The 11,965-nt window shown below is 72.3% G+C and carries 9 protein-coding genes; 2 read left to right on the top strand and 7 right to left on the bottom strand.

Annotation, left to right across the window (positions count from 1 at the left end; genetic code table 11):
- Nucleotides 1-1,641, bottom strand: a complete 1,641-nt coding sequence (locus J8M50_RS40090; RefSeq protein WP_010356589.1) for an ABC-F family ATP-binding cassette domain-containing protein — start codon at nucleotides 1,639-1,641, stop codon at nucleotides 1-3.
- 89 nt (nucleotides 1,642-1,730) lie between these two features.
- On the opposite strand from J8M50_RS40090, the gene J8M50_RS40085 reads away from it, so the two are divergent.
- Nucleotides 1,731-2,675, top strand: coding sequence for an FAD-dependent oxidoreductase (locus J8M50_RS40085; RefSeq protein WP_029184237.1), 945 nt, complete (start codon nucleotides 1,731-1,733; stop codon nucleotides 2,673-2,675).
- A gap of 100 nt (nucleotides 2,676-2,775) precedes the next feature.
- Here the strand turns inward: J8M50_RS40085 and J8M50_RS40080 are convergent, their stop codons facing one another.
- The 5 genes from J8M50_RS40080 to J8M50_RS40060 all read right to left on the bottom strand — a co-directional run bounded on the left by J8M50_RS40080 (nucleotide 2,776) and on the right by J8M50_RS40060 (nucleotide 10,431).
- Nucleotides 2,776-4,722, bottom strand: a complete 1,947-nt coding sequence (locus J8M50_RS40080) for a Xaa-Pro dipeptidyl-peptidase (RefSeq protein ID WP_010356587.1) — start codon at nucleotides 4,720-4,722, stop codon at nucleotides 2,776-2,778.
- Between the two features lie 60 nt (nucleotides 4,723-4,782).
- Nucleotides 4,783-5,664 carry an adenosine kinase gene (locus J8M50_RS40075; protein ID WP_010356586.1) on the bottom strand — a complete coding sequence of 294 codons (882 nt, stop codon included), beginning with the start codon at nucleotides 5,662-5,664 and terminating at the stop codon, nucleotides 4,783-4,785.
- Nucleotides 5,665-5,823: 159 nt separating this feature from the next.
- Nucleotides 5,824-7,995 (bottom strand): 3-hydroxyacyl-CoA dehydrogenase NAD-binding domain-containing protein, encoded by a 2,172-nt coding sequence (locus J8M50_RS40070; protein ID WP_010356584.1) that lies wholly within the window; start codon nucleotides 7,993-7,995, stop codon nucleotides 5,824-5,826.
- A gap of 35 nt (nucleotides 7,996-8,030) precedes the next feature.
- Nucleotides 8,031-9,245, bottom strand: a complete 1,215-nt coding sequence (locus J8M50_RS40065) for an acetyl-CoA C-acetyltransferase (protein WP_010356581.1) — start codon at nucleotides 9,243-9,245, stop codon at nucleotides 8,031-8,033.
- A gap of 64 nt (nucleotides 9,246-9,309) precedes the next feature.
- Nucleotides 9,310-10,431 (bottom strand): CaiB/BaiF CoA transferase family protein, encoded by a 1,122-nt coding sequence (locus tag J8M50_RS40060; protein WP_010356579.1) that lies wholly within the window; start codon nucleotides 10,429-10,431, stop codon nucleotides 9,310-9,312.
- Between the two features lie 152 nt (nucleotides 10,432-10,583).
- Between J8M50_RS40060 and J8M50_RS40055 the strand changes: the two genes are divergently transcribed.
- Entirely contained in the window at nucleotides 10,584-11,762 is a 1,179-nt protein-coding gene (locus tag J8M50_RS40055) for a saccharopine dehydrogenase family protein (RefSeq protein WP_010356578.1), read from the top strand.
- 19 nt (nucleotides 11,763-11,781) lie between these two features.
- On the opposite strand, the gene mmpA is transcribed toward J8M50_RS40055, so the two are convergent.
- Nucleotides 11,782-11,928: a morphogenic membrane protein MmpA gene (mmpA, locus tag J8M50_RS40050; protein ID WP_010356576.1), complete on the bottom strand. Its 147-nt coding sequence runs from the start codon at nucleotides 11,926-11,928 to the stop codon at nucleotides 11,782-11,784.
- Between the last annotated feature and the right edge of the window lie 37 nt (nucleotides 11,929-11,965).

Below are 11,965 nucleotides of genomic sequence, written 5' to 3'. Positions count from 1 at the left end.
TTAACGCTCTGTTACTTTTCCTGCCGCTACCTCTAGGCGGCGTGTCACCTGTACCGCGTCCAGCATTCTGCGGTCATGAGTGACCAGGAGCAGCGTTCCCTCGTACTCCTCCAGCGCCGATTCCAGCTGTTCGATCGCCGGTAGGTCCAAGTGGTTCGTCGGCTCGTCCAGGACCAGGAGGTTCACGCCCCTGCCCTGGAGCAACGCCAGGCCCGCCCTCGTCCTCTCCCCCGGGGACAGGGTCGCCGCCGGGCGCAGGACGTGGTCCGCCTTGAGGCCGAACTTGGCCAGGAGGGTGCGGACTTCCGCCGGTTCCGTGTCCGGGACCGCCGCGCAGAACGCGTCCAGCAGCGACTCGGGACCGTAGAAGAGCTTGCGGGCCTGGTCCACCTCGCCGACCAGGACGCCCGAACCCAGCGTCGCCGTACCGGAGTCCAGCGGGAGGCGGCCCAGGAGCGCTGCCAACAGGGTTGATTTTCCTGCCCCGTTCGCGCCGGTCACCGCTACCCGGTCCGCCCAGTCGATCTGGAGGGTGACCGGGCCGAAGGCGAAGTCGCCGAGACGGATCTCCGCGTCCCGCAGGGAGGCGACCACCGCGCCCGAGCGGGGTGCGGAGGCGATCTCCATCCGCAGTTCCCACTCCTTGCGGGGTTCATCGACGACGTCGAGGCGTTCGATCATGCGCTGCGTCTGGCGTGCCTTCGCCGCCTGCTTCTCGCTGGCCTCGCTGCGGAACTTGCGGCCGATCTTGTCGTTGTCGTTGTTCGCCTTGCGCCGCGCGTTCTTGACGCCCTTGTCCATCCAGGAGCGCTGCATCTGGGCGCGGTCCTGGAGCGCGGAGCGTTTGTCGGCGTACTCCTCGAAGTCGTCGCGAGCGTGGCGGCGGGCGGTGGCGCGTTCTTCGAGGTACGCCTCGTAGCCGCCGCCGTAGAGGTTGATCTGGCCCTGGGCCAGGTCGAGTTCGAGGACCTTGGTGACCGTGCGGGTGAGGAACTCGCGGTCGTGGCTGACGACGACCGTGCCGGCGCGCAGGCCCTTCACGAACCGTTCCAGGCGTTCCAGGCCGTCGAGGTCGAGGTCGTTGGTGGGCTCGTCGAGGAGGAAGACGTCGTAGCGGGACAGGAGCAGCGAGGCGAGGCCCGCGCGGGCTGCCTGGCCGCCGGACAGGGACGTCATCGGCTGGTCCAGGCCCACGGCGAGGCCGAGGGTCGCGGCGGTTTCCTCCGCGCGTTCGTCGAGGTCGGCGCCGCCGAGGTCGAGCCAGCGCTCCAGGTTCACGGAGTAGGCGTCGTCCGCGCCGGGGACTCCGTCGGCGAGGCCCTGCGCGGACTCGTCCATCAGGCGCTGTGCCTCGGCGACGCCGGTCCTGCGGGCCAGGAAGTCGCGGATCGTCTCGCCGGGGCGCCGTTCGGGTTCCTGCGGGAGGTGGCCGACGGTCGCGGTCGGCGGGGAGAGCTTGAGGTCGCCCTCCTCCGGGGCGAGCAGTCCCGCGAGCAGTCTCAGCAGCGTGGACTTGCCCGCACCGTTGGCCCCGACCAGGCCGATCACGTCCCCGGGGGCCACGACGAGGTCGAGTCCGGAGAAGAGGGAGCGGTCGCCGTGGCCGGCGGCGAGGTTCTTGGCGACGAGGGTGGCGGTCACAGAGGGTAGATCCTAGCGGGGGTCGGGGGGTGGGGGCTTCCGGGTTCCAGGAGGGGATGAGGCGGGGGTTCTCCGGGGAGGTTCCGGGGATGAATCGTGACGTCGTGATCATCGGGGCCGGGGTCGTCGGGCTGACGACCGGAGTGGTGCTGGCCGAGCGGGGGTGGCGGGTGCGGGTGTGGGCCCGCGAGGTGGGTGAGGCGACGACCTCGGCCGTCGCCGGTGCGCTGTGGTGGCCGTACCACATCGAGCCCCGGCTCACCGCGCGCGCCTGGGCGCTGGAGTCGCTCGACGTGTACCGGGAGTTGGCGCGGCAAGGCGGGGCGGCCGGGGTGCGGATGGCAGAGGGGGTGCTCGGGGGGACGTCCCTCGACGAGGTGGGGTGGCTGGAGGGGGCGGCGTTGGGGTTGCGGGACTGTACGCCGGGTGAGTACGCGGCGGGGGCCGGGTTGTGGGCCCGGTTGCCGTTGGTCGACATGGCCGTGTATCTGCCGTGGCTGCGGAGGCGGTTCGAGGAGGCCGGGGGCCGGGTCGAGGTGCGTGCCGTGACCGGTCTCGCCGACGCCGACGCGCCCGTGGTCGTCAACTGCGCCGGGCTCGGGGCGCGGGAGCTGGCCGGCGATCCCGACGTACACCCGGTTCGCGGGCAGTTGGTGATCGTCGAGAACCCCGGCATCGACAACTGGGCCGTGTCCGACGGCGCGGACGGTTCCCTCACGTACTTCTTCCCCCAGCCCGGTCGGCTGCTGCTGGGCGGCACGGCCGAGGAGGGCGCCTGGTCCCTCGTACCCGATCCCGCCGTGGCGGAGGCGATCGTCCGGCGCTGCGCGCGGCTGCGGCCGGAGATCGCGGGGGCGCGGGTGCTGGGGCACCGGGTGGGGTTGCGGCCCGCGCGGGGGGTGGTGCGGTTGGAGCGGGGGGTGCTGGGCGACGGGCGGGTCGTGGTGCATCACTACGGGCACGGGGGTGCGGGGGTGACGGTGGCTTGGGGGTGCGCGCGGGAGGCGGCGGAGCTGGTGGAGGGGGGTGGGTGAGGGGGGTGCGGCGCCGCAGGTGAGCCCTGCGGCGCCGGTTGTCAGCGGGACGCCGTACGTCTGGACAGTGCCGTACGCGGCAGCGTCCCCGGCGTTCCGGTTACGGCACGCGCCGTGCCTGTGCGTTCGGGCCCACGCCCTCCAGCGGAGCCGTCGTCCTCGGCGGCTTCGTGACCGTTCCCGCCGTCGCGCGGGCGAAGGCCGGGGCGCCGCCCACGAGGGGGACGTTCGCCGAGGTGCGGGACAGGTCCAGGGTCAGCGTCGGCTTGTCGGCGGGGGGTTCGATGAGGTTCTTGTCCGTGCCCGCGACGATCAGCGCGAGGCGGTGGCCCGCCGGGACGACGTGGTCGGTCGCGGCCAGCGCGATCGTGAGGGTGTAGCGCTTGCCCGGGGTGAGCGGGACACCGTGGCCCGGGTCGGCGTACGTACCGAGGTCCGCCCAGCCCCGGCTGACGACCGTGTAGTCGACGGCCGTCGTCTTCGCCGCCGTCCGCTTGAAGCAGGCGCTGTCGCCGGCCGTGCTCGCGCCCCAGCAGGTGCGGTCCGTGAGGGTCGTGATGCCCTCGCCCGCCGCCGCGTAGTCGCGGATCGTGTCGGGGCCGAGGTCGACGAGGACGGCGGAGAGGTGTGCCGTCGGCGTCGTGGGCGTCGCGGTGACGGTGACCGTCGGGGAACCGGCGAGGCGCAGGTCGCGTGTGAGGGGCCCTGTCGTGAACCCGGCCTTCTCCGGTGTCGCCGTGTCGATCTTCGCGGACCAGTCGGTCTCGTCCAGCGCGGGGTTGTCGGTGAACGTCGCCGTGCCGGTGCCCTTGCGCAGGCCGAGGCTCCCTACGCCGGGCTGCGTGCCGGCCGCGGGGCGCAGGGTCGTCGTCCGGGTGCCGGACGGGGGCCAGGCGCGGGACGTCTCCCACTGGTCGGGGTGGCGCTCGACGTCGGCCATCGGCTCGCGGTCGATGCCGTTGTCGTAGCCGAGGAGTTCGTGGTCGAACCAGCGGTGCAGCGTGTCGACCCAGGCGCCGCGCCGGAAGTCGAAGGGGTCGACGTGGCCCGTCTGGGAGAGCCAGATCTTGCGCTTGACGCCGTTCTTCGCGAGGGCGTTCCACCACTGGCCGAGGTGGTTCGTGCGGACGTTGAGGTCCTGCATGCCGTGCACGGCGAAGACGCTGGCCTTCACCTTGCCCGCGTCCTTGACGTAGTCCCGGCCGGTCCACAGGCGGGTCCAGTCGCCGGTGCGGGGCGCGCCGTTCTTGAGCTGCTGCTGCACGGCGGCGCACTTGGCACGGGCGTCCGGGCTGTCGACGTAGTCGGAGAGGTCGTCGGGGCCGCCGTCGTACAGCGGGGCGCCCTGCTGGAAGTAGTAGTCGTACCAGGAGGAGATCGCGCTGATCGGGACGACCGTCTTGAGGCCCTTGACGCCGGTCGCGGCGACGCCGTTGGCTATCGTGCCGTCCCAGCTCTTGCCGATCATGCCGGTGCGGCCGTTGGTCCAGTCGGCCTTCGCGGTCGTCGTGCCCGTGCGGGTCGTGTACGCGGTCGCCCGGCCGTTCAGCCAGTCGACGACCGCCTTCGCGGAGCCGATGTCCGAGGGGCCGCCGATGTCCACGCAGCCATCGGAGCGGTTGGTGCCGGCGAGGTCGACGCCGACGAACGCGTAGCCGCGCGGGACGAAGTAGTTGTCGTAGAAGAGCGGCATCTGGACGACGTTGCCGTTCGCGTCGTACGTCTTCAACTGGCTCTCGTTGCCCCGGCCGCAGCAGGAGTAGTACGGGCTGGCGTCCATGATCACCGGCACTTTACGGCCCTGCTGGGCCGGTTCCCGGGGGCGGACGATGTCGACGGCGACCCGGTCCTTCTTGCCGTCGCCGTCCCCGTCCAGGCCCGTGTCGACCCATACCGACTGGCGTATCGCCTTGTCGTACGAGTAGACCGGCAGGCTCTCCCGTGAACCCGCCTGCGCCGCGGTGGGGGTGAGGAGGGAGGCCGCCAGGACGGTGAGGGTGGTGGCCGCGAGGGGTCTCCAGGTCGTGAAGCGCTTGCGTAGAGGCATGGGCGGGACGGTACCTCTGCGAACTCCTGCGCAGTAGAGGGTGTTTGTGAAGTTCTGGCATCACAGGTCGGCCCTCGTCAGGGCGGCGGCGCGGGTGGCGGGGACGGTGCACGCGTACGCTCCCGCGCGGGCGCCGTATCCCGCGCTCTCCTGCGGGGTCGCACCGGTCAGGGTGCCGTACAGGAAGCCCGCGGCGAAGGCGTCGCCGGCGCCGTTGGAGTCGACGACCGGGGCGGGTGGGAGGGACGCGGGTACGTGGATCAGGTCGCCTTTTTCGAGGAGGTACGCGCCCTTCGCGCCGGCCGTCACCACGACCGTCCTCGCGCGGCCGTCCCTCACGATGCGGCGCATCGTCGCTTCCACGTCCGTGAGGGCCGCCGCCGAGAGGAACACGATGTCCGCGGCGAGGGCGAACGGTTCGTGGTACGGGTTCTCGCCGTCCCAGTCGTGCAGGTCCGTCGAGAGGGGGACGCCGGTCTCGCGCAGGACCGGGAGGGCGTCGGCGCAGGGCTGGGTGAGCGAGACATGTACGTGCCTGCTGCGGGCGGCGAGTTCCCGCAGGGTGCCTTCGGGGAACCGGTCCTCGAAACGGGTGCGGCTCGTGTCGTACAGGGACAGCCTGCGCCCGTCCGGCGCCACCAGGTTCGTGGCCCGCTTGGTCCCGGCGGCCTGCGGCAGGGCGGTCAGCGCGATGCCGTGCTCCCGGTGAAAGTCCCGCACCAGCACGCCTTCCGGATCATCACCGAGAAAGTCGAGATGGTGCACCACGAGCCCGAGCGCACTGAGCCCCAACGCCACGAAGTCCCCGGTCTGCCCGGCCCGCGCGTGGATGCCGTCGACCATATGACTGTCGGCGTACGGGAGGGGCAGCTCGGGCACGGAGATGATGGTGTCGACGCCGGCTCCGCCGAGAACGAGGACGTCGATGTCGTTACGGCTCAACTCAGGCCCTCCTGGGCGATCACCTTGACGCCCTTCACCAATGGTGTGGTGGCGTCACCCCTCGTGTACGTGATCTCCGACATGCGACCACGGTAGGCGACGCCACTGACAATCGGGCTGACCTGCTGTTTCGTCAGGTCGGGCAGCTTCTTGGCGGGGTTACGCGTCCGTGAAGGTCTCGCCCTTCTCCGCCTTTTCCACGAGCAGTGCCGGTGGGGTGAAGCGGGTGCCGTAGCGGGTCGTCAGTTCGTGGGCTCGGGTTACGAAGCCGGGGAGGCCGCCCTCGTAGCCGTTGATGTACTGGAGGACGCCGCCAGTCCAGCCGGGGAAGCCGATGCCGAAGAGGGAGCCGATGTTGGCGTCGGCTGCCGATGTGAGGACGCCCTCTTCCAAGAGGCGGACCGTGTCCAGGGCCTCGGCGAACAGCATGCGTTCCTGCATGTCGCGGAAGGGGATCTCGGCGCCCGCGCGCGTGAAGTGCTCGCGCAGGCCCGGCCACAGGGCCGTACGCCGGCCGCTGTCGTCGTAGTCGTAGAAGCCCGCCCCGCCCGCGCGCCCGGGACGGCCGAAGTCGTCGACCATGCGGTCGATGACGGCCTCGGCGGGGTGCGCGGTCCAGGTGCCGCCCGCCTCCTCGACGGCCTGCCGGGACTCCTTGCGGATCTTGCGGGGCAGAGTGAGCGTCAGCTCGTCGACCAGGGAGAGCACCTTGGCGGGGTAACCCGCCTGCGCGGCGGCCTGTTCGACGGAGGCGGGCTCGATGCCCTCGCCGACCATGGCGACGCCCTCGTTGATGAAGTGGCCGATCACCCGTGAGGTGAAGAACCCGCGCGAGTCGCCCACGACGATCGGCGTCTTGCGGATCTGCCGGACCAGGTCGAAGGCGCGCGCGAGCGTCTCCTCGTTCGTCCGCTCGCCCTTGATGATCTCGACGAGGGGCATCTTGTCGACCGGCGAGAAGAAGTGCAGGCCGATGAAGTCCTGCTGCCGTTCGACGCCTTCGGCGAGGGCGGTGATGGGGAGCGTGGAGGTGTTGGAGCACAGCAGCGCGTCGGGGGCGACGACGTGCTGGATCTCCTGGAACACCTTGTGCTTGAGGGAGGCGTCCTCGAACACGGCCTCGATGACCGCGTCGCAGCCCGCGAGGTCGGCGGGGTCGGCGGTGGGGGTGATGCGCGCGAGCAGCGCGTCGGCCTTCTCCTGGGTCGTACGGCCCTTGGCGACGGCCTTGGCGCACAGCTTCTCGGAGTAGCCCTTGCCCTTGCGGGCGGCCTCGGCGGTGACGTCCTTGAGGACGACGTCGATGCCCGCACGCGCGCACGCGTAGGCGATGCCCGCGCCCATCATCCCCGCGCCGAGGACGGCCGCTCTGCGGACCGGCCGGGGTTCGACGCCCTGCGGGCGGCTGGCGCCGGAGTTGACGGCCTGGAGGTCGAAGAAGAACGCCTGGATCATGTTCTTCGAGATCTGCCCGGCGGCCAGTTCGACGAAGTAGCGGGCCTCGATGACCTGCGCGGTCTCGAAGTCGACCTGCGCGCCCTCGACGGCGGCGGCGAGGATGCGGCGCGGCGCCGGATAGGGGGCGTTCGCCGTCTGCTTGCGCAGGGTCGCCGGGAAGGCGGGCAGGTTGGCGGCGAACTTCGGGTTGGCCGGGGTGCCGCCGGGGATGCGGTAGCCGGGCCGGTCCCAGGGCTGCTGGGAGGCGGGGTTGGCGTCGATGAACGCGCGGGCCTTCGCGAGGAGTTCCTCGCGCGTGCCGGCCACGTCGTCGATCAGGCCGTTCTGAAGGGCTCTGGGGGCGTTGTACTGGGTGCCCTGGAGGAGAACCTTCAGCAGAGCGTCGGCGATCCCCAGGAGGCGTACGGAGCGGACGACGCCGCCGCCCCCGGGGAGCAGGCCGAGGGTGACCTCGGGGCAGCCGATCTTCGTGCCGGGCGTGTCGAGGGCGACGCGGTGGTGGCAGGCGAGGGCGAGTTCGTAACCGCCGCCCAGGGCCGCGCCGTTGATCGCGGCGACGACCGGCTTGCCGAGGGTCTCGATACGGCGCAGGTTGCGCTTGATCTCCAGGCCGCCGTCGAACAGCTCCTGCGCGGTGTCCGGGGTGACGCGGATCAGGTCGCGCAGGTCGCCGCCCGCGAAGAACGTCTTCTTCGCGGAGGTGACGATGACGCCCTTGACGGTGTCCTTCTCGGCCTCCAGGCGGCCGGTGACCGCCGCGAGGGAGGCGCGGAAGGCGGCGTTCATGGTGTTCGCGGACTGGTCCGGGTCGTCGAGGACGAGGGTGACGACGCCTTCGCGGTCCTGTTCCCAGCGGATGGTGGTGGAGTTCATGGAGGGTGCCTTCTCGGTGATCCGTCGGGAGGGGGTCAGAGTCGCTCGACGATGGTGGCGATGCCCATGCCGCCGCCCACGCACAGGGTGGCGAGGCCGTAGCGCTTGTCCTGGCGCTCCAGTTCGTCGACGAGCGTGCCGAGGATCATCGCGCCGGTCGCGCCCAGCGGGTGGCCGAGCGCGATGGCGCCGCCGTTGACGTTGATCTTGTCCAGGGGGATGTCCAGGTCCCTGGCGAAGCGCAGCACGACGGCCGCGAACGCCTCGTTGATCTCGACGAGGTCGATGTCGCCGATGCTCAGCCCGGCCTTGGCGAGGGCCTTGCGGGTGGCGGGTGCGGGGCCGGTGAGCATGATGGTCGGCTCGGAGCCGGAGACGGCGGCGGAGACGATCCGCGCGCGGGGGGTGAGGCCGTAGCGCTCGCCGACCTCCTTCGAGCCGATCGCGACGAGGGCGGCGCCGTCGACGATGCCGGAGGAGTTGCCCGCGTGGTGGACGTGGTCGATCTTCTCGACCCAGTGGTACTTCTGGAGGGCGACCGCGTCGAAGCCGCCGAGTTCGCCGATGTCCGCGAAGGACGGCTTCAGGGCGGCGAGGGAGTCGGCGGTGGTGCCGGGGCGCGGGTGTTCGTCGCGGTCGAGGACCGTCAGGCCCGCGCGGTCGGTCACCGGGACCACCGCGCGCGTGAAGCGGCCCTCCTTCCAGGCGGTCGCCGCGCGCTCCTGCGAGAGGGCCGCGTACTCGTCGACGTCGCGCCGGGTGAAGCCCTCGATGGTGGCGATGAGGTCGGCGCCGATGCCCTGCGGCACGAAGTTGACGGCCAGGTTCGTCATCGGGTCGTTGAACCAGGCGCCGCCGTCGGAGCCCATCGGCACGCGCGACATCGACTCGACGCCGCCCGCGAGCACGAGGTCCTCCCAGCCGGAACGGACCTTCGCCGCCGCCGAGTTGACGGCCTCAAGGCCCGAGGCGCAGAAGCGGTTCTCCTGCACCCCGGCGACCGTGTCCGGCAGGCCCGCCGCGATCGCCGCGATCCGTGCGATGTCGGAGCCCTGGTCGCCGTGCGGGCCGACGACGCCGAGCACGATGTCGTCGATCGCCGCCGGGTCGAGGCTCGGCAGGCGCTCCTGGAGGGCGTGCAGGAGGCCGGTGACCAGGTCGATCGGTTTCGTGCCGTGCAGCGCGCCGGTGGCCTTGCCGCGACCGCGGGGGGTGCGGATCGCGTCGTACACGTACGCTTCGGTGCTCAAGGGGTGGGCCTTTCGGGGGTCGTGAGCCGAGCTTTTCGGGTGGGGCGGGGTCCGGTGGTGTCGGTCAGTCGGTCGTGAGGCCGGGTATCCCCCAGTCCCGGGCCACGTCCGCCGTGTCCGCGCCCGGCTGCGGGGGCGGCGTGCGGATCGTGGTGGGGGTCTCGGAGAAGCGGGGCGCGGGGGCCGGCTGGGTGATGCCGCCGTGGTCGGTGAAGGTGCCGCGCGCGGCGAGGTGCGGGTGGTGCGGGGCCTCGCGCAGCGACAGCACGGGTGCCACGCACGCGTCGGAGTCCTCGAAGCGGGCCGTCCACTCGTCCCGCGTACGGGCCTTGAAGCGGGCGGCGACCGCCTCGCGCAGGGCGGGCCAGCGGGCCGGGTCCTTGCGGGCGTCCGCGAAGCCGTCGAGGCCGAGGAGGGCGGTGAACTCGTCGTAGAACTGCGGCTCCAGCGCGCCGACCGCCATGTGGCCGCCGTCGGCCGTCTCGTACGTGCCGTAGTACGGGCAGCCGCCGTCCAGGAGGTTGGCCGCGCGCCGGTCCTGCCAGCCGCCGGCGGCGAGCATGCCGTGGAGCATCGACGTCAGGTGTGCGGTGCCGTCGACGATCGCGGCGTCCACGACCTGGCCGGTGCCCGTCGCGCGCGCGTGGTGCAGTGCGGCGAGGACGCCGACGACGAGGTAGAGCGAGCCGCCCGCGTAGTCCCCGAGGAGGTTCGCCGGGGCGGGCGGGGGTCGGTCGGGGGTGCCGGTGATGCCGAGGGCGCCGGTGACGGCGATGTACGCGATGTCGTGGCCCGCGCGGTGCGCGAGGGGACCTTCCTGGCCCCAGCCGGTCATCCGGCCGTACACCAGCGCGGGGTTGCGGGCGTGGCACTCCCGCGGGCCCACGCCGAGGCGCTCGGCGACGCCGGGGCGCAGGCCCTCGACCAGGACGTCCGCGCGGGCGGCCAGGTCGAGCACCTGCTGCGCGCCCTGCGGGGACTTGAGGTCGACGACCACCGAGCGCTTGTTCCGGTTGGTGACGTCGTACGCCGGGTCGATCGCGAGGACCGGGCGGCCGGGGCGGTCCACCCGGACGACGTCGGCGCCGAGGTCGGCCAGGAGCATCGCGGCGAACGGGCCGGGGCCGATGCCGGCCAGCTCGACCACGCGCACTCCGGCGAGCGGTCCGTGCCCTGCCGTCGTCATCCAGCCCCCTCGCTGTCGTCACCGCCGATGCTAGGAACGTGTTCCGGTCGAACACAAGAGCAAGCGCTTAGAAACTAGGCCGCCTGGGTGCTTGATCGAGTGCCGCACCTCCCACGCTAGCCTCGGGCACTGACAACGACCCGAGGGGTGTCATGAGCAGGCCGAAGAAGTCGGACCGTCCCTACGACGTCGTGCTGTTCGGGGCCACCGGCTTCGTCGGCACACTCACCGCGGAGTACCTCGCCGCGCACGCCCCCGACGGGCTGCGGTGGGCCGTCGCCGGGCGCAGCGAGGCCAAGCTGGAGGCGCTGCGCGAGCGGCTGCCCGGTGGCGAGGGCGTCGGGGTGCTGCGCGCGGACGTCGCCGACGCGGCGTCCCTGCGGGCGCTCGCCGAGCAGGCGCGCGTGGTCGCCACGACCGTCGGGCCGTACGTGACCTACGGCGACGACCTCGTCGCCGCGTGCGCGGACAGCGGCACCGACTGTCTCGACCTGTCCGGGGAGCCGGAGTTCGTCGACCTGACCTATGTGCGGCACGACGCCCGCGCGCGGGAGACCGGGGCGCGGATCGTGCACGCGTGCGGGTTCGACTCCGTGCCGCACGACCTGGGCGCGTACTTCACGGTGCGTCAGCTGCCCGAGGGGGTGCCGATCGGCGTCGACGGGTTCGTGAGCGCCGACGCGATGATCTCCGGCGGGACGCTCGCCTCCGCGCTGAACCAGTTCGCGCGCGGGCGCCAGGTGTTCGCCGCCGCCCGCGACCGCGCGCGGTACGAGCCCCGGCTCGTCGGGCGCCGGGCCACCGCGCCCGCCGCCGCGCCCCGGTTCGCCTCCGAGGTGGGCGCGTGGGCGCTGCCGCTGCCCACCCTCGACCCTCAGGTCGTCGTGCGCTCCGCGCGGGCGCTGCCCCGATACGGGCCCGACTTCCGCTACCGGCACTACGCCGCCGTCCGCCGGCTGCCGGTCGCCCTCGGGGGTGTCGCCGGGGTCGGCGCGCTCGTCGCCGCCGCGCAGGTGCCGCCCGCGCGCCGGTGGCTGTCCGCGCGCCTGGAGCCTGGAGAGGGGCCCAGCGAGGAGAAGCGGGCGCGGAGCTGGTTCTCCGTGCGGTTCGTCGGCGAGGGCGGGGGACAGCGGGTGTTCACCGAGGTGTCAGGCGGGGATCCCGGGTACGGGGAGACGGCGAAGATGTTCGCGGAGAGCGCCATGTCGCTGGCCGTCGATGAACTTCCGCCGGTGGCGGGGCAGGTGACGACCGCCGTGGCCATGGGGGACGCGTTGATCGGGCGGTTGCAGAAGGCGGGCATCCGGTTCCGGGTGGCGGCCCGGGTGTGAGGGGCGCGTTCCGGCCAGGTCAGATCTGCCACTCCACGAGGGTGTAGATCATGCCCACGATCCAGCCGAACCCCGCCAGGACGGCGAGGATGAGGGCGGCGTTGACCGCGCGCTCGACGGGGCGGTCGGGGTCGGTGAGGGGCTTGGGGGCGCGGTGGCTCGTCATGGGTGCCAGCCTGCCGGGGCGTACCGGGCGTGACATC

It is taken from the genome of Streptomyces acidiscabies (assembly GCF_020010905.1).
GTDB lineage: Bacteria > Actinomycetota > Actinomycetes > Streptomycetales > Streptomycetaceae > Streptomyces > Streptomyces acidiscabies.
The sequence above is the reverse complement of the archived record's forward strand: the minus strand, read 5'-3'. Positions and strand labels throughout refer to the sequence as shown.